General features: G+C 60.4%; 20 protein-coding genes. 14 read left to right on the top strand and 6 right to left on the bottom strand.

Annotated elements, in window-relative coordinates; genetic code table 11:
* The 14 genes from SR3_RS27445 to SR3_RS27510 form a co-directional block, all read left to right on the top strand.
* A partial coding sequence (locus SR3_RS27445) for an SOS response-associated peptidase (RefSeq protein ID WP_245654128.1) occupies positions 1–661 on the top strand: 661 nt, incomplete at its 5' end.
* 83 nt (positions 662–744) lie between these two features.
* Positions 745–1,518: an ImuA family protein gene (locus SR3_RS27450; protein ID WP_068093618.1), complete on the top strand. Its 774-nt coding sequence runs from the start codon at positions 745–747 to the stop codon at positions 1,516–1,518.
* Positions 1,436–3,277, top strand: coding sequence for a DUF6504 family protein (locus SR3_RS27455; protein WP_084455977.1), 1,842 nt, complete (start codon positions 1,436–1,438; stop codon positions 3,275–3,277). The genes SR3_RS27450 and SR3_RS27455 overlap by 83 nt, the downstream gene beginning before the upstream one ends.
* On the top strand, positions 3,277–6,537 hold the full coding sequence (locus tag SR3_RS27460; RefSeq protein ID WP_068093623.1) for an error-prone DNA polymerase: 3,261 nt from the start codon (positions 3,277–3,279) through the stop codon (positions 6,535–6,537). The genes SR3_RS27455 and SR3_RS27460 overlap by 1 nt, the downstream gene beginning before the upstream one ends.
* 341 nt (positions 6,538–6,878) lie before the next feature.
* The gene (locus SR3_RS27465; protein ID WP_157099156.1) at positions 6,879–7,472 is read left to right on the top strand and encodes a helix-turn-helix transcriptional regulator; all 594 of its coding nucleotides are present in this window, start codon (positions 6,879–6,881) and stop codon (positions 7,470–7,472) included.
* 63 nt (positions 7,473–7,535) lie between these two features.
* Entirely contained in the window at positions 7,536–7,880 is a 345-nt protein-coding gene (locus tag SR3_RS27470) for a hypothetical protein (protein WP_068093629.1), read from the top strand.
* Positions 7,881–7,934: 54 nt separating this feature from the next.
* Positions 7,935–8,387, top strand: a complete 453-nt coding sequence (locus SR3_RS27475; protein WP_068093632.1) for a hypothetical protein — start codon at positions 7,935–7,937, stop codon at positions 8,385–8,387.
* 32 nt (positions 8,388–8,419) lie between these two features.
* A complete protein-coding gene (locus SR3_RS27480) occupies positions 8,420–8,959 on the top strand; it encodes a JAB domain-containing protein (protein WP_281198746.1) in 540 nt (179 codons plus the stop codon).
* Between the two features lie 160 nt (positions 8,960–9,119).
* Positions 9,120–9,431, top strand: a complete 312-nt coding sequence (locus SR3_RS27485) for a helix-turn-helix domain-containing protein (RefSeq protein ID WP_068093636.1) — start codon at positions 9,120–9,122, stop codon at positions 9,429–9,431.
* Between the two features lie 173 nt (positions 9,432–9,604).
* Positions 9,605–10,531, top strand: a complete 927-nt coding sequence (locus SR3_RS27490) for a nucleotidyltransferase and HEPN domain-containing protein (RefSeq protein WP_068093639.1) — start codon at positions 9,605–9,607, stop codon at positions 10,529–10,531.
* 252 nt (positions 10,532–10,783) lie between these two features.
* Positions 10,784–11,371 (top strand): RNA polymerase sigma factor, encoded by a 588-nt coding sequence (locus SR3_RS27495; protein ID WP_084455979.1) that lies wholly within the window; start codon positions 10,784–10,786, stop codon positions 11,369–11,371.
* Entirely contained in the window at positions 11,368–12,420 is a 1,053-nt protein-coding gene (locus tag SR3_RS27500; protein ID WP_068093646.1) for a FecR family protein, read from the top strand. Before SR3_RS27495 ends, SR3_RS27500 begins: the two co-directional genes overlap by 4 nt.
* Before the next feature lie 87 nt (positions 12,421–12,507).
* On the top strand, positions 12,508–15,069 hold the full coding sequence (locus SR3_RS27505; protein ID WP_068093649.1) for a TonB-dependent receptor: 2,562 nt from the start codon (positions 12,508–12,510) through the stop codon (positions 15,067–15,069).
* Positions 15,070–15,074: 5 nt separating this feature from the next.
* Positions 15,075–17,132 carry a prolyl oligopeptidase family serine peptidase gene (locus SR3_RS27510; RefSeq protein WP_169805721.1) on the top strand — a complete coding sequence of 686 codons (2,058 nt, stop codon included), beginning with the start codon at positions 15,075–15,077 and terminating at the stop codon, positions 17,130–17,132.
* Here SR3_RS27510 and SR3_RS27515 read toward each other — a convergent pair.
* The 6 genes from SR3_RS27515 to SR3_RS31980 form a co-directional block, all read right to left on the bottom strand.
* A complete protein-coding gene (locus tag SR3_RS27515; RefSeq protein WP_169805722.1) occupies positions 17,129–18,814 on the bottom strand; it encodes an asparagine synthase-related protein in 1,686 nt (561 codons plus the stop codon). The two genes, SR3_RS27510 and SR3_RS27515, sit on opposite strands and share 4 nt — an antisense overlap.
* 71 nt (positions 18,815–18,885) lie before the next feature.
* Complete coding sequence (locus SR3_RS30960; protein WP_084455981.1) at positions 18,886–19,602, bottom strand: lasso peptide biosynthesis B2 protein; 717 nt, start codon at positions 19,600–19,602, stop codon at positions 18,886–18,888.
* Between the two features lie 76 nt (positions 19,603–19,678).
* Complete coding sequence (locus tag SR3_RS31710; protein ID WP_157099157.1) at positions 19,679–19,816, bottom strand: benenodin family lasso peptide; 138 nt, start codon at positions 19,814–19,816, stop codon at positions 19,679–19,681.
* Between the two features lie 169 nt (positions 19,817–19,985).
* The gene (locus tag SR3_RS30965) at positions 19,986–20,597 is read right to left on the bottom strand and encodes a GntR family transcriptional regulator (protein WP_084455982.1); all 612 of its coding nucleotides are present in this window, start codon (positions 20,595–20,597) and stop codon (positions 19,986–19,988) included.
* An 11-nt stretch (positions 20,598–20,608) separates the two neighbouring features.
* Positions 20,609–21,019 (bottom strand): helix-turn-helix domain-containing protein, encoded by a 411-nt coding sequence (locus SR3_RS27530; protein WP_068093662.1) that lies wholly within the window; start codon positions 21,017–21,019, stop codon positions 20,609–20,611.
* A gap of 155 nt (positions 21,020–21,174) precedes the next feature.
* Positions 21,175–21,461: hypothetical protein (locus SR3_RS31980; protein WP_169805723.1), on the bottom strand; the 287-nt coding region annotated here is incomplete at its 5' end.

A 21,461-nucleotide genomic window follows, 5' to 3' on the forward strand; every position in this document is an offset into this window, starting at 1 on the left:
CAATCTCTACCGCCTCCGCACCGGCAAGGCCGAGATCGCCCATATTTTCGGGAATGAGCTGCCTGTGGGGGCAAACATGCCCGAAGAGGAGGTCTATCCCAACTACCCCGGGCTGGTAACCAACGGCACCGACTTCAGGGTGATGAATTGGGGCTTCCCAAGGATCGGACGAGGCGCCGAAGACCAGAAACTCGCTCCCACGGCGACCAACAATGCCCGTGACGACAAGCTGCGCACCGATTTCTGGCGCGAGAGCTTCGAAAACCGGCGCTGCCTGATCCCGCTCACCCAATGGGCCGAACCCCAGGGAAGGAAGAGGCGGGCGACCCGTACTTGGCACAGCCTGCCGGGCGGCGAGCCTTTCGCAGTTGGCGGGATCTGGCGAAACACCGATTTGTGGGGCAACTGCTACTCGATGGTCATGGTGGAAGGCTCTCCCCAGATGGCGGAGGTCCATGACCGGATGCCGGTCATCCTGCGCCGCGAGCAATGGGAAACTTGGTTGCATGCGCCACCTGCCGATGCCTTTGCGCTGTGCAAGACCTGGCTCGGCGAGCTGGTGATCGAGCAGACCAACGATCGGTGGGTCGATGGCACCCCGCGCCCGACCTTCGAGCAAGAGATCGCGGAGCTTCCCCTTTTCGGGGGACAAAAATCCTAAGCCCCTCAATCGAGCCATTTCATCGCGCTTGACGAATCTCGGTTGCAGACGGAACATAAAGAGAACGAAAGAGTCGTTTTCCTATGCCCCAGCCTGCCGCCCTCCCTGCCGTCTCCCGCAAGAAGCTCGCCACCCTGCGTGCCGAGCTGGCGGGCGTGCGCAGCCTGCGCGGACCGTTCCTGTCCTTCGACGTGCCGATGCTCGACGACCGGATGGCGGCGGGCGGCATTGACGGCGCGGGCCTTCACGAGATCGCTGCGGCTTCCTCGCGACTGGGCGACGACGCCGCTGCATCGCTGTTCGCCGCAGGGATCGCCGCGCGCTTCGCCAGCAAGCCCGGCTTCACGGTGCTCTGGGCCCTTTCCCGCTTCGATTTGTATGCCCCTGGCCTGGAACAGGTGGGCCTCGGCCCGAGCCAGCTGCTCTATGCCCAGGGCAAGAACGATCAGGAGGTGCTGGCGGTCACCGAGGATGCGCTACGCGACGGGTCGCTCGCCTGCGTGATCGCCGAGGTCAAGGCCGCGGACATGACCGCCACGCGCCGGCTCCAGCTGGCGGCCAGCGATGGCAAGACGCCGCTGCTGCTCTACCGCCGGCACCGTTCGCGCGACCAGTGCCCGCTCACCACCAACTCTTCGGCCATGACGCGCTGGCGCATCGGCTGCGTGCCATCCCTGCCGCCGCCCCATCCCGGCGTGGGCCGGCCGCGCTGGTCGGTCGAACTCGTCCGCCAGCGCGGCGGCAATCCCTTTTCCCTCGATCTGGACGCCTGCGATGACAAGGGTAGCCTGTCTAACCCTTCCCTTTCTGTCGATCGAACGGCTGCGCCGGCTGGAGCAGCCAGCCGGGCGGCCTGAGCCGCTCCTGGCCCCCTCGACCACCTTCGAACCCATCGACGATGATCCCGGCGCCTGCTCGGTCCCGCGCGGCGGCGGCTGGCGGCCTGGCGCGCGCTGGGCCCGCGACGGCGCGCTTGGCGGGCGAGCACCCTCGCAGGCCGAGATCGACGCCCTGCCCGCCCATCAGCGACCGACCATGCGCGAGATGGGCCGACGCAGCGAGCATGCCGACCATCCCTTCAGGACGCTGCCGGGCGACGACGGCGCGCGCGCGCCGTCTGCGATGACAATGTCTACCTCTTCCAGACCGGACCAGCGCCTGACTTGGGCCAACCTGTGGGGCAATCCCATGGTGCTGATCGCCCGCACCGGCCAGAAGGAGGTGATCACCTCCGCTTGCCCGGTCGCCATCAGTCTTGGCCTCCATCCCGGCATGGCCGCCGCCCATGCCCGCGCGCTGGTGGCGGATCTCGATGTGCGCGACGCCCAGCCCGAGGCCGATCAGGCCTGGCTCGACAGGCTGGCACTCCATGCCGTTGGGCGCTGGACGCCGGGCGCCGCCGTGGCGGGAAGCGACGGACTCTGGCTTGACCTGACCGGCAGCAGCCATCTCTTCGGCGGCGAGGAGCGCTTCTGCCGCCGCCTGCTGCGTTTCCTCGAACGCCTCGGCTTTTCGGCGCGCATCGCCATCGCCGGCACGCCGGGCGCGGCCCACGCGCTGGCGCGCTATGGCGGCGAGGCCATCACGCTGGTCGAACCTGGTCGCGAGGCCCAGGCCATCGCCGGCCTGCCGGTCGCGGCGCTCAGACTGGCGCCCTCGGCGTTGGAAGCGGCGGCGCGCTTCGGGCTCGAACGGGTGGGCGATCTCTATGGCATAGCGCGCGGCCCCCTCGCCCGTCGTCTGGGCCTCGCCACTGTGCAGCGCCTCGATCAGGCTCGGGGCATCGTGGCCGAGCCGATCATTCCGGTGGTGCCCTTCGAGCAGCCGCATGCCGAACGCCGCCTGCTCGAACCGATCGGCACGGCCGAGGCAATCAATCAGGTGATCGGCGATCTGGTCGATGATCTGGTCGCCCAGCTTCAGGAGCGCAGGCTGGGATTGCGCTCCGCCCTGCTCACCTGCCTCGTCGTCGACGGCGGCGAGCAGCGCGTGGGCATCGGCACGGCGCGGGCCAGCCGGGATGCGAAACACCTCAAGCGCATGCTGGCCATGCGGGTCGACCGCATCGATCCGGGGCTTGGCATCGAAGCCATGACGCTATCGGCCCAGCGGGTGGAAGACCTTCAGCCCGACGCCATGCGCGCGGATCTCGGCACCGGGGACAGCACCCCCGATCTGGCGCCGCTGGTCGACCAGCTCACAGGCCGGATCGACAGCCAGGGCCTGTTCCGCGTGGGTCTCAAGGAGAGTGATGTCCCGGAGCGCGCTACGCGTCGGTTGGAGCCTCTGGCAACGCCCACAGGCTGGCCCGGCTGGAAGCGCCCCGCCCGGCTGCTCGCCCGGCCCGAACCGCTCGACCGCGTGGTGGCCCTGCTGCCCGACCGCCCGCCGCGCCGCTTCGTCTGGCGAGGAACTGCTTACCGCGTGATCTCCGGCGAAGGGCCCGAACGCATCCATGGGGAATGGTGGCGGAGCGCCCGCGAGATGTGGGCGGTGCGCGACTATTTCATGGTCGAGGCCCATACCGGGGAGCGCTTCTGGCTGTTCCGTAGGGGCGACGGGGTGCAGGCCGATACCGGCGATCTCAGTTGGTATCTCCATGGGCTGTTCGGCTGATGGCGACCTATGTCGAACTTCAGGTGACCAGCCACTTCTCCTTCCTGCGCGGCGCGTCGGCACCCGAGGAGCTGTTCTCCATGGCCATGGCCCAGGGCCACACAGCTCTGGGGCTGGCGGACCGCAGCAGCGTCGCCGGCGTGGTGCGTGGCTGGGCCGGGCAGAAGGATACCGGCGTGCGGATGATCCCGGGCGCAAGGGTCGATCTCACCGACGGCCGCGCCCTGCTGCTCTATCCCATGAGCCGCGAGGCCTGGTCCCGGCTGACCCGCCTGCTTTCGATCGGCAAGGCACGCGGCGGCAAGGGCCGCTGCCTGCTCGACTGGAGCGACGTCGCCGCACATGCCGCAGGCATGGTCGCAATCCTCGTTCCCGATATGTCGAACGAGCAGACGGCTGCTGATTTGAAGGCGCTCAATGAGGTGTTCGGCCCACGCGGCTATTGCGCCCTCTCCTTCCGCCGTCGTCCTGGCGATCTAGCGCGCTTGCACCAGATCGATGCCCTCGCCCGTAAGGCGGGGGTGCGCAGCGTCGCGACCGGCGATGTCCTCTACCACACGCCCGAGTTGCGCCCGCTGCAGGATGTGCTGACCGCCATCCGCGAGCACACCACCATCGACGCGCTGGGCTACCGGCGTGAGCGCTTTATGGACCGCAACCTCAAATCCCCCGAGGAGATGGAGCGGCGCTTCGCCGCTTTCCCCGATGCCATCCAGGCCAGCGCCGATATCGCAGCGCAGTGCCGCTTCGACCTGGGCGAGATCCAGTATCAATACCCCTATGAGCAGGTGATGGAGGGACGCAGCGCGCAGGAGGCGTTGGCCGATCTCACCGAAGCGGCGGGGCTCCGCATGTTCCCGGGCGGCCTGCCGCCTGCCTATCGCGCCCAGATCGATCATGAGCTACGGCTGATCGGCCAGCTCGGCTACGCGCCCTATTTCCTGACGGTCAATTCCATCGTGGCCGAGAGCCGGCGGCGCGGCATCCTCTGCCAGGGGCGCGGCAGCGCCGCCAACAGCTGTGTCTGCTATCTGCTGGGCATCACCTCGATCGATCCCATCCAGCATGAGCTGCTCTTCGAGCGCTTCATCTCGGGCGAGCGCAAGGAGCCGCCCGATATCGACGTCGATTTCGAGCATGAGCGCCGGGAAGAGATCATCCAGTGGATATACGGCACCTATGGGCGCCACCGCTCGGCGCTGACCGCCGTCGTCACCCGCTACCGCACGCGCGGCGCAGTCGCCGAGGTCGGCAAGGCGCTGGGCCTGCCGCGTGACCTCACCAAGATGCTCACGGGTCTGGTCTGGGGCTGGTCGGTCGACGGCATTTCCGACGAACAGATCGAGAGCCTCAACCTCAATGCGAACGACCACCGCCTGAGGCTCTGCCTCGATCTCTCCCGCCAGCTCATCGGCACCCCGCGCCACCTCTCCCAGCACCCCGGCGGCTTCGTGCTGACGCAGGACCGGCTTGATGATCTGGTGCCGATCGAGCCCGCCCGCATGGAGGACCGGCAGATCATCGAGTGGGACAAGGATGATATCGACGCCCTCAAGTTCATGAAGGTGGATGTCTTGGGGTTGGGCATGCTCGGCTGCATGAACCGCGCTTTCACCATGCTCGCCGACATGAAGGGCATCGTCATCGGCATGGCGGATCTTCAGAAGGACGACCCGGCGGTCTATGCCATGATCCAGAAGGCCGACACGCTGGGCGTGTTCCAGATCGAGAGCCGTGCGCAGATGTCGATGCTTCCGCGCATCAAGCCCGCCAAATTCTATGACCTCGTAATCGAGGTGGCCATCGTGCGCCCCGGCCCGATCCAGGGCGATATGGTCCATCCCTATCTGCGGCGAAGGGAGGGCAAGGAGAAGGCCGAATATCCCAAGCCCGAGCTGCGTGCCGTGCTGGAAAAGACGCTGGGCGTGCCCCTCTTCCAGGAGCAGGCGATGAAGGTCGCCATCGTCGGCGCGGGCTTCACCCCCGCCGAGGCCGATCAGCTGCGCCGGGCCATGGCCACCTTCAAGATGACCGGCGGCGTCTCCCACTTTTACGACAAGCTGGTGGGTGGCATGGTTGAACGCGGCTATCCCCGTGATTTCGCCGAGCGCACCTTCAAGCAGATCGAGGGGTTCGGCTCCTATGGCTTTCCAGAAAGCCATGCCGCCAGCTTCGCCAAGATCGCCTATGCTTCCTGCTGGATGAAGCACCATCATCCCGATGTCTTCTGCGCCTCCCTGCTCAACGCCCAGCCGATGGGCTTCTACGCCCCGGCCCAGATCGTGGCGGATGCCCGCAAGCATGGGGTCGAGGTGCGGCCGGTTTCCATCAACGACAGCCATTGGGACTGCACGCTCGAATACACCAGCCGCCGGCATCTCGCGGTTCGCCTTGGTTTCCGCCAGGTGCGCGGGTTGGCCAACCTTCATGGCGCCCGCATCGTCGCGGCGCGGGGCGAGGCTCCCTATGGCAGCGTCGAGGAGGTCTGGCGCCGGGCAGGCGTGCCGCGCGCGGCCATCGAGCGTCTGGCCGAGGCCGATGCTTTTGCCACCGTCGCCCAGGATCGGCGGCAGGGTCTTTGGAAGGTGAAGGGTCTGGGCGAGGCGCCCCTACCCCTCTTCGCTGCCGCCGATGCCCGCGAGGACCAGTTCTCGCCCGAGGGCATCGAGCCGACCGTCAGCCTGCAGCCGCTCACCGAAGGGCGCGAAGTGGTCGAGGACTATCGCTCGATCCAGCTCTCGTTGCGGGCGCATCCTGTCAGCTTCCTGCGCGAGGAGCTCGCCGCCATGAAGATCGTGACCTGCGCGGATCTCCAGACCATCCGCGACGGGCGCAACATTGAGGTCGCGGGCATCGTGCTGGTGCGCCAGCGCCCGGGCAGCGCCAAGGGGGTGCTCTTCGTTACCATCGAGGACGAAACCGGCGTCGCCAATGCGATCCTATGGCCCGACCGCTTCGAAATCTACCGGCGGCAGGTCATGTCCTCATCCATGATCGCCGTGCGCGGGCGCCTGCAGAAGGAAGGCGAGATCATCCATGTCATCACCGACCGGATCACCAGCCTTGATGATATGTTGCGCTCGATCGGGCGCGCGGATTTGAAGCTGGCGCTGGGGCGCGGCGATGGTGCTGCCCATGGCGGCGGGCCAGATCCGCGCGATCCCGGATTCTCCAAGGGGGGCGTCCTCTCCGCACAGGCGTTTCGGACCGCTGGGAAAGCCGACGACATTCTCCCGATCAAGAGTCACGACTTTCACTGAATGTCGGCCAATCAGCTTCATAAAGGCGCCTTCGCCCGCTTGCGACACATACTTTGGAATGCAAGCCAAGGCATTTAAACTATGTTACAATGATGTTACGGTCGAACCGGCTCACGGTGGGCGCTGCCTATAACGCCTGCACCAAACGGTAAACCACTAGGACGGTTTAGGCGATTGGAAGGGAAAACGCTTATTGCGCCTGCCAAAGCGAACCAAAATGACATATTTGAAGTTGCCCAGTGGAAAGGTTCACGAGTGGCAACTCGATTTGAGAGAGTACCGGTAACGCCACACATCCAACACCAGGTTTTCAGGCTGCCATCCAGCATCTGAGCAGCCCGATGCATGAAGGAAGCAGCAGCGTCATTATGGAGCAAAGCCAGTCGCCGCAGATTTCGGATGAGGAGCTCAAAAGGCTGCAGTCCTTGAGCCAGGGCCAAATCGACTGCCTGCGCCTTGCGGGACACAACCTCCAAACCAAGGAAATCGCGGTCGAACTGAACATGTCACCCGGGCGTGTCGACAAGCAAATTCTTCATGCCCGTCAGAAGCTTGATGGTTTAACCCGCCGCGAGGCGGCTCGCCTCGTGCTGAGGTGGGAAGAAGCTTCGACGGCCGGACAATCAGTGGGCGCCCAATCAATGTCCCTTTTCCCCACGTTGGATTCTCGGTCACCTGCAGCTGTCGATCACGAAGCGGATGCGCCTCAGTCGACAGGTCACAGTTTCGCGGAAGGACAATTGGCCTACGCCTATTCCCCGCGCTCGGAAGATCTGTTCGAACTGGCGCCGCTCCGTCGCAGCCGGAGACCCCACAATGACCTGAGCCCCAACACCATCCTGATCTCGATCGCGAAACTGACTCTGGCCGCCCTTGTCCTTGTCGGTGCTGCGGTCTCATTGCTGTCCAGCCTGGACATTTTGGCTCGGCACTAGGGCAGCTCATCCTCACAATCCACGCGTCCCGCGTCACCAAAGATACGGGAAAAGGGGAAAATCATGCGCGCTCAACGCCAAGCCATTGCCCATTCCGTCGCCGCGCGGCTTTTTGCCGCCGAAGAGGCGATCGATCTGGCGCTCGCCCGAATTGCCGAACTCAATGCGGCACTGCCGCTCGCTCGCCTCGATGCCAGACTTGCCGCATCGATTGGTCAGGACGCAATCCTCACCTCAGCGTCCGCGATGGTACTCGTCGCCGAAACCCGTGACAAGATCGTTGCGACCCACGTCAATCTCAAAAAGGCAAGTGACGATATCGGATTGGCCGAGGTCAGTTACGGAGATCTGCTCAAGGTCGACGGGAAACTGGGCTCGGGCAGCCAGCCCTGCCTGCGAGTGGCATGATCGGGATGGCCCCTCCCAATCGCTCGACCAGTCCGTCTGCCTGACTGTAGTCGGATGACTCTGGAGCTTTTGCGCCATCTCGGCTTTCTGGCGCTGCTGCTTGCCAGCAGCGCCTATGCCCTCGCAAAAGGCGGGCGCCCTGAACGGATAGCTGCCACCACACTCTTGTGCGGAGCATTGTTGAGCCTCAGCGCGGCGCGACCACTCCAGTTGCGCTTCCACCATCTCGAGCGCGGCATTCTCGCGATCGACCTGGTCATACTGGGTATTTTTCTATGGCTGTCACTCAGAACAACAAGGTTCTGGCCGATGTGGATCGCCGCTCTGCTGAGCGCGGAGGTTCTCATCCACATCGCACTGCTCCTCGTGCCTGGGGCCGTACCGGTTGCGTACCGAAACGGAGAAGCAATATGGAGTTGGGGGGCGCAAACGATCCTCATAATCGCGACCTGGCGCCATCGCAATCGTCTGGACAGGTTGGGGAGCGATCCGCCCTGGAGAGAATAATCCGGCTCACCGCCCGGACCGCTGCGCCTGATATGGCACATCGATTGCTGGATCGCTTCGGAACGTTTGGTGACGTTCTGGCAGCCCACCCTCGCGAGCGACGAGCCATTCTCGCAGACCATCCCGAGATTGAAGAGGCGCTGCGGGCGCTCCGCCTCGCGATGGGCCAGATCCTGGAGGCGAAGCTTCCAAAGCGCACCGTTCTTTCGACAGATCGGGCCGTACTGGATTATCTGCGAGCGAGGATGGCATTCGAGCCCATCGAGATTTTCCGGATCCTGTTTCTCAACGCTGCAAACGGCCTTTTGGCAGACGAGGAAATCGCGCGAGGCACGGTCGGTGCGGTATGCGTCCACCCCCGCGAAATCCTGCGCCGGTGCCTGGAGCTTGGCGCTACCGCGATACTTCTCGTGCACAATCACCCCTCTGGTGATCCCCAGCCATCGATCGCGGACCGGACACTCACAGCACGCATCGCCAAAGCGGCCGCCTGCTTCGATGTCACGGTGCATGATCATTTGGTCATTGCACGTCATGGAATCGTGAGTTTCCGCCAGGCAGGTTATCTTTAGGCTTCGGCCGTCCCTGCGATTTTCAAGCCGGCTACCGTGTCTCAGATCGCGCCGCCAATCGAAGGCATTACTATCAAGGACCAAGCCCGTGTACGCTACTCAACCAGAGCCCTCCGCCCCGCCCATTCCTCCCGACGTCGCTCGTGCAGAAACCTGCAGGATGCTGCTCCGCGTAGACGAGGCTATCGAAAAAAGCCTCGGTCGGCAGCTTGCGACCCGCCCAAACTTGCTCACCCTTCTGGAACTCTATCTTGCCGAGCTAGAGCAGCGCACGATGTTTGCATCCTGTTTTCTGGTCGGCGAAACGCCGTCAAATGTTCACCGACGCTCCATTCGTCTCGCCGAACTTGGCGCGCTCACACGACAGCAGGGGAAGGACGATCATCGCCGGGTGGATCTCAAGCTGACACCTAGCACTCGATCAGCGATTGAAAACATACTCGACGCAGCCCGATTTTTGAGTCAGCGCTAGAGAATGCGCCAGGAAAAGGCTCCTTCCGAAGATTGGATGCAAACGGAGCTGAGCAGGCCACTCTGCCCCCTTTTCAGAACCGATGGAATGCCCCGGACTGGCCGATACTCTTGTACAGTTGCCTCATTCAAGGTAGCGAGTAGATTACAAGCGAAATTGTCCGAGCATCATATATGCGTACTGATATCAATCATCTGCCACCCAACAAACAGCGGGAGCTCGACCGCGTGGTGGAGATGCTCTTCCAGGGCTTTCTCGAGGCGACACAGGACGCCAAAGGGCGCCGTAAGTCCGCGCGCATCCTCAAGATCATCCTTTTCGGATCCTACGCTCGCGGTGATTGGGTCGACGCACCGCTCGACGCCAATCGATACAAATCGGACTACGATATTCTGGTGATCGTCAATCAGAAGGAGCTGGCGGATCGCGCGGATTATTGGGAAGAAACCGAGCAACGACTGGTCGTCGCCTATACCGTCGAAAAGGCCATCGAAACGCCGGTGAATTTTATCGTTCACTCCCTTCAGGAGGTGAATGATCAGCTCGCGCACGGTCGTATTTTCTTCGGGGAAATTGTGAAGGATGGGGCTCTGCTCTATGAATCCGATGACCGTCCCCTCGCCACCCTTAAGCCCAAAACCCCTCTGCAGGCCTATGAGACCGCCAAGGACTATTTCGAAGACCATTTCGCTGCTTCAATGCGGCGGTTCGAAAGTGCAGGTTTCCATCGAGGAAAGGGGTACTTGAAGGATGCTGCGTTCGATCTGCATCAGTCGGCAGAGCAGCTTTATCAGGGCCTACTGCTCACACTCACCTTCTACACCCCGCACAATCACAACATCGTTTTCTTGCGTGATTACGCTGAGCAGCGGGAACCCCGGCTTTTCGATGTCTGGCCGCGCGGGACGCGCACCGAACGTGCAACCTATCAGAAGCTCAAGGAAGCCTATCGCAAGGGGCGTTACTCCAAGCACTACGACATCTCAGCCGAGGAGGTCGATTGGCTTAGCGAGAGGATCGAAATCCTGGGTCAGCGCATGCACGCGATTTGCACCGAGCACGTTGCCGGGCTGGCCATCGCAGCTGGGCTTGGTGCTTAAGAGAACCCGCCTCTACGTTGAATGCCCCACTTGCGCCTGAATGGCGAAGCAGGACTTGAATGTTTGGATTCCTCAAAGCATAGTGCCTGTGCAGGTTGGACTAGGCAGCCGCCTGCAGGATAGTCCTTTCAGGCATCACCACGCCCGTCATGAGTGTCGGGCGGTCGACCTCCTCCAGGAGCGCACGACACACCTCAGTCAGCCCTCCCCCGGTCATTCCGGGCTCGGTTACTGCCGTCCGGTGAAGTGTGCATGCCCCCTTCTGAAAAAGCCTGGCAGCGGATGCCGGCGTATGAACTGATCGATGATCCAGATGGGCAGCCACGACCACAGCACTCAGATTGCTCGAAATTACTCGACGGACTGTATCGCGCAGAGGCGGCGAAACTGAACAGCTATTTCGGTCGGCGCCTGCGGGGCGATGACGAGCCTGCCGACTATGTTCACGAGGTGTTTGCGCGCTTGGCTAGCCAGCTCTCCCGGACTGCGGTCCAGGAGCCCTATCGATATCTGAGACGCATTGCACAAAACCTGCTGTTCGAACGGACACGGCGCCTCAAGACCAGAACGACCTTCAACCACATTCCCCTCTCGGCGGCTATCGAACCATCTGTGCCTGCGGATCAGTTAGCTCGCCTGGACATGGAAGACACGCTGAAAGCCTGCCGCGCGGCGCTCGATCAATTGCCCCCAAAAACCAGTCAGGTATTCCTACTCTATCGGGTGGAAGAGCTTTCCTACAAGGAAATTGGCGGCCTGCTTGGCATTTCTGTTCCAACAGTCCAGTACCACATGGCACGCGCCTTGGCGCATATCGACGCTGCGCTGGGGCAGGAATGACCGACGATATCAACGCCACACCATCGCGGGACCAACTGCGTCAGGAGGCTGCTGAATGGTTTGCGGTCATGCGCGGCCCGGAGGCGGAAAAAAGCCAAGAGGCGTTCGAGAGTTGGCTGGCTCGCAGCGAGGCGCATACCCGCGCCTACAACAGCATTTGCCAGACCTTCAAGGTCACTGCCGCGCTTAAACCAACGGCCAGAGGGGAGCCTAGTCGAAACAGTATGGCGGGGTCGCGCACTGACAGCGCTAAAGTTATACGAACGAGCGCGCTGGCATCGATCGCTCTCGTCGCGGCCACCTCGCTTGGGTTCTTTGCATGGCAGAAGCACCAGCCTGCAAGCGAACCGACTTACGCCAGCTCAGCGAGAGCCGAACGTGAGGCACGCTACGTCACCTCGATCGGAGAAATTCGCAATTTTGTCTTGATCGATGGATCGCGCATGACGCTCGATACGAACAGCATCGTTTTGGCTTACTACACTGCGGGACAGAGGGGCTTTCGCCTTGTTCAGGGCCGGGCTCGCTTTTATGTCTCGAAGGACAAGAGGCCGTTCATTGTGCGGGCCCGCTCCACTGCGGTGACAGCACACGGGACGATTTTCGATGTCGAGCTTGGCCATGGGAAGCGCATCGATATCCACTTGCTGCAGGGTCTGGTCGATGTTCAAAGCCAGACCGATGCCGTGCATTCGAGCAAGGGAGCAGTCACACCAAGTAAGACCACCCTCACCCATCTCGCCGTGGGGCAACGGCTGACGATCGGCGATTTGCCCCTGCCTCCCCGGCTGTCCGCCAACTGCGAGGAAACGTGGCCCGATGGAGTCGAGGCCTTCAACAATGTCGCCCTATCCGAACTCGTTGCCGCGACAAACCGCTATACTAAAAAGCCTGTCGTGGTGGGCGATCCACAGATCGCGGCGATGAGAATATCGGGCACGTTTCACCTCACAGACACCGCTGCTGTGACAGGCAAAGTCGCGGATTTGCTCAATCTTGCGATGTCGGAAGACCAAAAGGCTTATCGTTTGGGTCGAAGGGAGAAATAAAAATCTCTCGCTCTCGTAATTCCTGGCTGAGCTGCATCCATCTCCCCACACCGGCACGAGAATGGTGTCGGGACAGAGGGGGCAGCCATGAGCTCGAGCAAAACATACAGGACACTATTTACGGCATCGGCTTTTGCCCTTGCCGTGCACCAGCCAGCGTGGTGCGGCGATAACAAAGGCAGGGATCTTCATCTCCCGAGACAAGACCTGGCCACGTCACTTCTGAAGGTCGGGAAGGAAACCGGCACCGAGATCCTTTTTCAGCCCGGTGACGTCAAAGGCCTCAAAGCGCCGGAGCTGGATGGTCGATATTCGCCTGAAGAGGCCGTCAAAGTGCTGATCCAGGGAACTGCGCTGGTCGTTGAAATCAAGGACGGGAGTATTTTTCTACGGGGGCGAGATTCTTCGGTCGACAAAGCGGGCACGGCATCGAGTCAAATCGTCGTGACCGGTAGTCGGCTGCGCGGCGCCCCTATCGCCTCTCCTGTGATAAGCTTGTCCCAGAAAGAGATCGTGGACTCGGGACAAACCAACATGGGCGATGTTGTCCGTACGATCCCAGAGAACTTTGGTGGCAGTCAAAACCCCGGGGCAAATGTCAACACACCTGAAAAGAAAGGCTATTATCTAGGCTCAGGCTCTTCGGTCGACCTTCGCGGACTCGGTGGCGATGCCACGCTCACCCTTTTGAATGGCCACCGACTGGCCTACTCCGGGCCCTATCAAGCTATCGATATCTCCGTCATTCCGATTGCCGCACTCGATAGGCTGGAGATCGTGGCCGACGGTTCCTCCGCCCTTTATGGTTCTGACGCGGTCGCAGGGGTGGCCAACGTCATCCTGAAACGTGACTATAATGGCCTTGCCACCTCCGCTCGCTTTGGCGCCTCAACGGACGGGGGGAACCAGCAACAGGAATACAGCGTCGTCGGTGGCCAAAGGTGGAAAACGGGCGGCTTCATGGCAGCCTATGATTTCTCCCATAATACGCCGATCCTATGGAACCAGCGCACGTACACTGCGGCAACCTCTCAGGGTTTGACCCTTTTACCTCGCCTCACCCAACACAACGCCATCCTGACGGGGCATCAGGCGATCACCGAGAACCTCGAATTCGATCTGGACGGGTTTTACAATCAGCGTTCCAGCGACCGCGCCTACGCCACAACAACAGCCGGAAACCCGAGCTCCAATGGAGCTAAGTATTTCTTCAGCAGTCGATCCCTGTCGGTGGCGCCCTCGCTCAAGCTCAACCTTGGTGGCGGATGGAGAGCCGCAATCTCGGGCGTCTACAGTGAGGATAACAGCCGCTACCTGCAGGATAGTGCTTCCAACAATGCCCATAGCCTTACTGCAGGCTGCTATTGCAACAGCCTTCGCAGCGTCGAGGTCTCAGCAGATGGCAATTTGCTCCGCCTGCCTGCGGGAACCCTCAAGCTGGCGGTTGGCGGCGGCTACCGCTCAAGCGGTTACCACGGCTACCGCTGGCTCGGCTCTCCTCAAGACATCAATGTTTCGCAAAGCACCTACTACGGTTTTGGCGAAATCAGCGTCCCTCTGGTCTCGCCGGATCAGAATATCCCCCTCATCCGCAAGCTGAGTGCCAGTGGAGCTGTGCGCTACGAGGACTATCCCGGCGTCGCTCGCGTCGCGACGCCCAAGTTTGGGATCATCTACGCCCCCGTATCGATGTTCGATCTCAAGGCATCATGGGGCAAATCCTTCAAAGCGCCAACCTTCTTCGAACGATACTCATCGCAGTATGCATCGCTCTACAATCCAAGCACGTTCGGCGGCACCACCTACCCTGCCGGATCCACGGTCCTCTTTTTAAACGGCGGTAACCCCGGCTTGCAGCCAGAGCGCGCCACGACCTGGTCGGTTTCAGCTTCGCTGCACCCGGAGGAATTCAAGGGTCTGTTGATCGAATTCAGCTATTTTAATGTCCATTACCAGCAGCGCATTCAGGTACCGATTCCGAGCTCCGGTCAATCACTCATTGACCCTAACTACCGAAATTGGGTCGTGTTCAGTCCATCGACAGCAGACGTCTCTCGCGCTCTAGCGGGGCGTATCTTCAACAATTACACCACTGCATCCTTCAATCCGCCAAATGTTGTCGCCATTATCAACGACACCAATCTCAACGCTGTCAGCCAGTTGATCCATGGTTTTGACATTAGCGCCAAATACCAGTTTGCAGTCAGCAAGCTCGGCCAAATTCAAATCTCAGGCAGCGGCTCCTATCTCGACAGCAATCAGCAAATTACAGCTAGTACAGCCGTTACGCAACTTGCAGGGACCGTCTACAACCCTCCCCACTTCCGGGGGCGGGCTGGAGCAGCATGGCAATATCATGGCATGGCGTTGACCTCCTTTGTCAATTACGCCGGGCCGGTGACCGACACGCGCATCAACTATGCTGGTCGCTCGGGCCCGATGACCACGATCGATCTTTCAGCTCACTACAAGTTCAGCGAAAAATCAGGACCGAAGAAGGGTTTGGATGTCTCCGCATCAGCCCTCAATCTTTTCAACGTCGCGCCCAAGAGCATGAAGATAGCGGGGGTCTACGACACCCCATACGATCCACTGAATTATTCACCAGTCGGCCGTTTTCTGAGCCTGACAATCTCAAAGGAATGGTGAGCGCCATGAGCTACATTCATTGCACACAGCGCCTTGCAAGCTTGCTCACCACCGCTTTTCTTTCGACCGTCACAGTACAGCATTGCATGGCACAGCCAATCTCGGGCCTCACGCTCAACGACATTATCGAATCCAAAAGCATCGACGGGCTGTCGCCTTCGCCTGATGGCAAGTGGATTGCCTATCGGGTTATCTCCCGCTCCGTCGCGGCCAATCAAGTACAGGGCCAATGGTTCAAAGTTCGGTTGGACGGAAGCCGCCGGCCCGTCGCGTTGGGGAAAGTCTTCTCCCCCCTCAGGATCCCGCTCATGAGTCTGGCAAAACCTGCCGTGAGTCGGTGGGCGCCCGACTCCTCGGCGCTCTATACACTGAGTGAAAGCGGTTCCGCTGTTCAGGTTCATCGGCTCACGCCGACCATGGACGTGACGGTCACCCACGACGCTGCCGACGTCGAAAGCTTCGAGATTTCAGCCGATGGCACGCAACTGACCTATCAAACCCGCGATGCGAGGGAGGCCATCACTCGCGCGCAGCGAGCGGCCGAAGCCAAGGGCTTTCACTTCGATCGATCTATCATCACCGATGGTCTGCCGCTCACGGACAATTTCAAAATTGGTGATCGCCTCACCACGGTACGCCGTGTGACGGCGAGCGAACTGGTTGAGGCAGAGCGGGGTGACCTTCGAACGAAGCATCTTCTGCTGAGAAAAGCTCCGGTCGCTTTGCCCACCGGGCTGAATCCGAAGGTCGAAGCTCCTCGCTTCATCCGTCCGCAAGACGTTGTCGCGGGTGAAGCGCGACTGCCGCTGGGCACAAGCGGGGCGACGATCATCCTGAGGCAAATCCAGAAAGGGGACGTCGATGGTCAGGTCGGGAGCAATGGACTTGAGGCCGATCTACCTGGCGGGAACCACATCGTCTGTACTGAAGCCTTCTGCAAAGGCGCACCTTCCGCCATTCGCTTCGTGACCTACAACGATCAGACCAATGAAGCAGTGATTTTGGCGGAACCAGATTTCCGCAGCCGGACGACCATTTACGCCTGGAATCTCGTGACAGGCACAACCAGGGTTATTCGGCCCGAGACAAGCTCGCTAGACGACGGGTCCCCCTATGTCGGCACCTGCCCGATGTCCGGCCACTATCTGGTCTGCGTCGAAAGCGGTCCATCGCGTCCCCCGCGGCTCAATCGCATCGACATTCGTGACGGCCATGATCTCGTGCTTGTCGATCCTAATGCCGCCCTTGCCGCGAAGCATTTCCCGCAAACGCAAATTCTCACATGGCGGGATCCCAAAGGCAGGCCCTGGAATGGAGTTCTTGTGCTGCCCGATGGGCCCGTCAAAACGCCGTTACCGACGGTGATCACAACGTATCGCTGCCGTGGCTTCCTACAGGGCGGTGTCGGTTATCTGGCATCCGAATTCGCTCTCGCCCAGAAAGGTATGGCCGCTCTGTGCATTAACCTCAACAACGATATCCTCGGACAGCTCGATGCGTCAGGCCGCGTAGCGACGATGCAGCCCTACAAGGACCTTGTCGTGGCCTACCAGACCATCATCGACAAGCTGGCTCACGACGGCATCGCCGATCCATCCCGTATCGGCATCGCCGGCCATAGTTTTACAGCCAATGGTGTCACGTATGCCATTAGCCACAGCCAAACCTATCGGGCTGCTGTTATCGGTTCAGGGCCGACAATCGATCCGGGAACCTACGCGATCGTGGCAGCCGCAGGGGACTCATGGCGTAAAGCTGTCTATCGTGTGATCGGCCTGCCCAAGCCGTCCGACGATCCAAACCATGTTTGGAAGACGGTATCGCCCGCGCTCAACGCAAAATCGATTTTGACGCCTCTGCTCATTCAGACACCAGAGAACGAGTATCTCTTCAACCTCCAGCAATACGCATTTCTGCAGGACGCTCACAAGGAAGTAGATATGTACGTTTATCCAGGGGAAGGCCACATGGCCTCCTGGCAGCCTGTTCACCAGTACTGGCGCAACAAGCGTTCCGTCGACTGGTTTGCCAAGTGGCTGTTGCAATCACCGACTGGCGGCTAGCTTCGCGCACGGATCCATGCTTCGACATCGACAAACCCCAGAACGCGAACCCAGTTCAAACCCTGGTAGGAGGCCATGCCCCGTATGGCCTCCCTTACCGCATCAACGTCGATAATGCCGGCCTGCGCCAGAGCGCCACCGCAGACAAAGTCCTCGATGGCACCCCGTTGCTGTTCGATGAGTTCGATGCCCAATCGATCGAATGTCCCTTTGGTGCTCCGCTGGATGGTGAGCGGTGGTAGAGCATCACGATACGCCTCTCGCGCCACGGCCCGATTGATGCCTCCATCGCACCACATCCAAGTCGGGATTTTTAGGCAGAGTTCAATCACCGGTTGGGACAGAAGGGGATAGACTACAGGCCATTCCCTTTCGTAACCGAATCCTTCAAGGCCATTGAACACGAAGACAATGACTCCGACGTGCTCCAACTTTCCGGGCAAGCGCCCATCACCTGGCCTCAGCCAGGGGTGCTCGTTTGGATCGAACTCTGCCCCATAACAGGCTTCGGAGAGCAAGGACCGGTTCGGCTTCCAGAGCCAGCGAGGGTGCTGTCGACGAAGCCTCTTGATCGCGGCGATGAGAACGTGCCCGATACCGGTACTCGATATGCGACTGACATCTCCTGCAGTTCTCAGGATAGAGAGGAGGCCGTGTCCAGACAAGACTTTGTCCGCCACCGGCGCGGATGATTGTAAGTAGCAGAACGAATTATCTCCGCCCCCGCCGCTGAAAATGACATCTACTTCTTTTCGGCGCGCCATCTCAATCTTGTTTTGGGCGCCCGATTGCGCAAAGGCGCGCGCAAGAGGCCGAGGCAAGTGCGCGCCATCTGATTTGAACAGATCGATGTAGGCAATTTTGTCGCGTACGATTTCGACGTCGTGTTGCAGGCCCTTCCCCAAGGCCTCTGCATAAAGGCGTTCATCCCCGAGCGATCCGTCGGGCCCAAGAAGATTGAGGAGGGTCAGTCCGAAACCTGCCCTTTTGAGGGCAGACGCCACGATCGAGGAATCCAGCCCCCCGGATACGCCGAGCAAAGCGTGCCGATAGCGCGACGCCCACGCAGCGATCGTGCTGTCGACTATCTGTCTCAGCTCTCGTCTCGCTAAAGACGCATCCCGAATTTGTGCCTGCTTCGCGGCAAAAGTCCAGGGTGACCATTGCTCGATGCCTTGCTCGCCGTTGACGCAAAGATGGAGCGCTTCCCCTGGGGCCAGCTCACTGACACCTGCCAAGGCCGTACGCCGGTAACGCATACCAAAATTCTGCAAATGCCCTGCAACATAGCTCATATCAACCAGGGGCCGCCTGAGCCCCAACGCTTCGAAATCATCGACGTGGGTCGCAAACGCCAGATGCCCCTCCAACTCCGCCCTGTACAAAGGAAGCCCGGGTGATGGGTCACGCAACACGCGCAACTCCCCCGCACCGTCGTCACACAGAAACATGATGTAGGCGCCCCAAAACTTGGTCAGAAGCTCCGCGCCCTTTGTCTCGATGACAGCACGCGCCTGCCTGGGCTCGAGCGTAAGCTGGCTCTCGTTCGAATTCCAGGCGGAGAAGAGGTGCCCGACAACAAGACCGCTTCCTTCGATCAGGACAATGGGCATGGCAGGCGTCACCCACACCAGCAGATCATCATTCTGAAAAGCGAGACGAAATTCCGGGCGGAGCTGCATTTTGTGAACAAAATGGGACAAAGGTGCAGGCGCCGGGCCTCTCCGAGCGACGGCGATACAGCGCGCGCGGCTCATAGGACAAAAATCGGTTTGAAGGGCCGCACTCGGTCAGCTGCGTCAGTGACGACATAGTCGCCCATTTCAACCCAGCTGTGGGCCGCGAACGGGCGCTCCATCACCCCCATCACCAGGGAGGGCCGCAGCCCGCGCTTCAGCAGGATCCGCATGGCACATATTGATCGGGGAAGGCACCATCTGGTGGTGCCGAAAATCAAATCTGCCAGTTTCATCGATGCAGCCACAAGCGACAGATGGGCTGTCCGATGATGCTTTGTCGCGGGACATTCCCGCACATGCGATTTGAGCACCTCCAGTTCACTGACGATCTCCGCAAGTGGCCTTCGCCGCACGTCGATCATTGCTGCCAGCAACGACACCAAGATGCCGAGGCATCGCCAGGTCGGGAGCGTTGAGGGTATATCGACCAGGAGAGAGCGTTCGCAAAGCACGGCCGTGTTGACTGCTTTTCCCTCAGACTGGTCGTCTGTTTGAAGTATCCCCTGACTCACCAGCTTGATGACCGAACCTGAGCTCGAACAGCGATCTGTATGTCCATCGAGGGCGTGATGAAGATCGGCATGGAGCCCGCCCGCGATCATGACATATCGATCCACCTTCAGATTAAGGGCGATTGTAGCCTTCTCGAAGCGTGCAAGGTGCACCCCGCTGGCGACGCGGTAGTCTCCGCCCCACTCTCCGATGACCGGTCTGGCGTCTTCGCTTCCCAAAGTCGTTCCCCGCAAAAACAGGATATGTCGCAGAGCAGCCTATTGGCGCGCGGCTGAAAGCCGCGCGCCGCACTGATCAGTCGTCCTGGTCCGTCAGCCCAGCCGGCTGAATCCCGTTGACGCCGTCGTAGGTCCCTTCACCCAGACCATGGGTCTCGATGCTGGCAGCACCCAGATCGATCAGGTCAAGGCTGCGATCGTCATTGCGTTCCATAGTAACCTCCATCGTCATGCTGTTGACCCCACTATTGGAGCCATCATGAGGATAGGACTGCACCATGGTGATCGGCGAACTTATAAAGTCGCATTCGAGCTGATAATTTGGAGGTTACATAAGATAAAAATTTGTATTCAGAAAAAAACATTTGTATTATTTGACTTTTTTATCGAACAATGGCTTCAAATATTTTTCCGGAACGGCGTATCCGACGCCTGTGGTAGGCCCATATCGCTTCAAATCGGTCGCGACCTTTACCGCTTGCGGTCGAGTTCACAACCGCTTCAAACTCGGTATCGAGGTTGGGCAGAACCAGCCCTTCGCCGAGTCTTATGGATTGGAGTCGATCGTTCGCAGACTGCAATGCACTGGCAACTTCGACATTGGCAGCTTCCGCGGCCAGGCGGCGAAACCAACCGGTCGCAAGGCGTGCGACAGCCGGAGCATCAAGGCGATCCGCACCCCACTGCTGCTCGATCGGCGCGATGTCTTTCGCTGATTTGATCACCAGTCGAAGCAAGTGGCTGTGCCAGTTGTAGAGATCCAGCAATCCTTCTTTCGAGAGTGGTGGGACCTGATACCCCCCACCTGTGGCGATCATCAGCATGCCCTCCCCAACCAGCCGTTGCGCAGCATCGCGCACAGGCGAAACGGAAACACCACACTCGTGGGCAAGCAACCGCTCGACGAGAAGAGTGCCGGGCGAATAGCGCCCGGACATGAGGTCTGCCTTCAGCCGGTGATAGGCCCTTTCAGCCGCAAGAGGTTCCGGTGACATGAGGGATCTCGTTACGGCTTTGTATGGTCGGCAGTCCCGGACCGCCGAGCCAGCCTGGAAAGGATAGCTTCCTGAAACTTCATAATCACGGCCAGTATATCCTCTTCCAGATCCCACAGGTCGTCCTGCAAAAGCAGATCGCGCGAGAGGTTCACGTTGTGCTCCATCGCAAGAAGCGGGATAAACAGATGGGGTGTAGCCATCTGCAGACTGTGGGCGCAGCGAATATGGTCTTCGAGCATGGAGGTCGAAGCACCCCCTTCAATCTCACGGACCCATCGCTCGCTTCTGCCGACCGCCTCTGCCAGATGGCGCTGCGATACGTGATCGCGACGACGGCGCCGCTCGATGAGCTTACCCGAAAGCTCCTTGATCCTAGAAAATAGCTCGCAATCCTCCGCACGAGAATTTTGAAGCGTCATCTGCAGGTCTCCCTGTCAGCGGCTCGAATTCCAATGCGCATTGCCCCTGCGCTTCAAAGTGTTGCGATATAAACGTTCCGTCAACGCGGCAATTGTCGCATAATCAGGAGCTTTTATCATATTTTTATATGAAAGGGCGCGTTTGCAATAATGTTTTAGGCGCCCGCAGGTAACTCGAGGCGCAGCAAATCCTCATAGCAGTGCTGCAGCGCGCTGGGCTGTGCTTCCTCCATCATGCTCAATGCCGCGAGGAACAGCCTCCAGAGGCGAGGCGGTGAGTGCATCATCTCGGTTCTTTCTACACGCGAGGTGATCGAGGCAGCGACATCCGAAAGAGCGGCCATTGTTCCAACATATCGGATTGTCTTTCCGCCAAGTCGGTCGAGGTCGGGATCCAGCAAGGCCTCAACGATTTCCTCTGATGCTTTGGCTTGCATCAACG

Source organism: Novosphingobium rosa NBRC 15208 (assembly GCF_001598555.1).
Lineage (GTDB): Bacteria > Pseudomonadota > Alphaproteobacteria > Sphingomonadales > Sphingomonadaceae > Novosphingobium > Novosphingobium rosa.

Bases quoted from the DNA above. Each gene is read 5' to 3' on its own strand.
- SR3_RS27460 (WP_068093623.1), top strand. From the start codon at position 3,277: ATGGCGACCTATGTCGAACTTCAGGTGACCAGCCACTTCTCCTTCCTG.
- SR3_RS27530 (WP_068093662.1), bottom strand. From the start codon at position 21,019: ATGACGCTTCAAAATTCTCGTGCGGAGGATTGCGAGCTATTTTCTAGG.
- SR3_RS27505 (WP_068093649.1), top strand. From the start codon at position 12,508: ATGAGCTCGAGCAAAACATACAGGACACTATTTACGGCATCGGCTTTT.
- SR3_RS27490 (WP_068093639.1), top strand. From the start codon at position 9,605: ATGCGTACTGATATCAATCATCTGCCACCCAACAAACAGCGGGAGCTC.
- SR3_RS27475 (WP_068093632.1), top strand. From the start codon at position 7,935: ATGACTCTGGAGCTTTTGCGCCATCTCGGCTTTCTGGCGCTGCTGCTT.
- SR3_RS27450 (WP_068093618.1), top strand. From the start codon at position 745: ATGCCCCAGCCTGCCGCCCTCCCTGCCGTCTCCCGCAAGAAGCTCGCC.
- SR3_RS27465 (WP_157099156.1), top strand. From the start codon at position 6,879: ATGCATGAAGGAAGCAGCAGCGTCATTATGGAGCAAAGCCAGTCGCCG.
- SR3_RS27515 (WP_169805722.1), bottom strand. From the start codon at position 18,814: ATGCAGCTCCGCCCGGAATTTCGTCTCGCTTTTCAGAATGATGATCTG.
- SR3_RS27485 (WP_068093636.1), top strand. From the start codon at position 9,120: ATGCTGCTCCGCGTAGACGAGGCTATCGAAAAAAGCCTCGGTCGGCAG.
- SR3_RS27480 (WP_281198746.1), top strand. From the start codon at position 8,420: ATGGCACATCGATTGCTGGATCGCTTCGGAACGTTTGGTGACGTTCTG.
- SR3_RS31710 (WP_157099157.1), bottom strand. From the start codon at position 19,816: ATGGAACGCAATGACGATCGCAGCCTTGACCTGATCGATCTGGGTGCT.
- SR3_RS27495 (WP_084455979.1), top strand. From the start codon at position 10,784: ATGCCCCCTTCTGAAAAAGCCTGGCAGCGGATGCCGGCGTATGAACTG.
- SR3_RS30965 (WP_084455982.1), bottom strand. From the start codon at position 20,597: ATGTCACCGGAACCTCTTGCGGCTGAAAGGGCCTATCACCGGCTGAAG.
- SR3_RS27510 (WP_169805721.1), top strand. From the start codon at position 15,075: ATGAGCTACATTCATTGCACACAGCGCCTTGCAAGCTTGCTCACCACC.
- SR3_RS27500 (WP_068093646.1), top strand. From the start codon at position 11,368: ATGACCGACGATATCAACGCCACACCATCGCGGGACCAACTGCGTCAG.
- SR3_RS27455 (WP_084455977.1), top strand. From the start codon at position 1,436: ATGACAAGGGTAGCCTGTCTAACCCTTCCCTTTCTGTCGATCGAACGG.
- SR3_RS27470 (WP_068093629.1), top strand. From the start codon at position 7,536: ATGCGCGCTCAACGCCAAGCCATTGCCCATTCCGTCGCCGCGCGGCTT.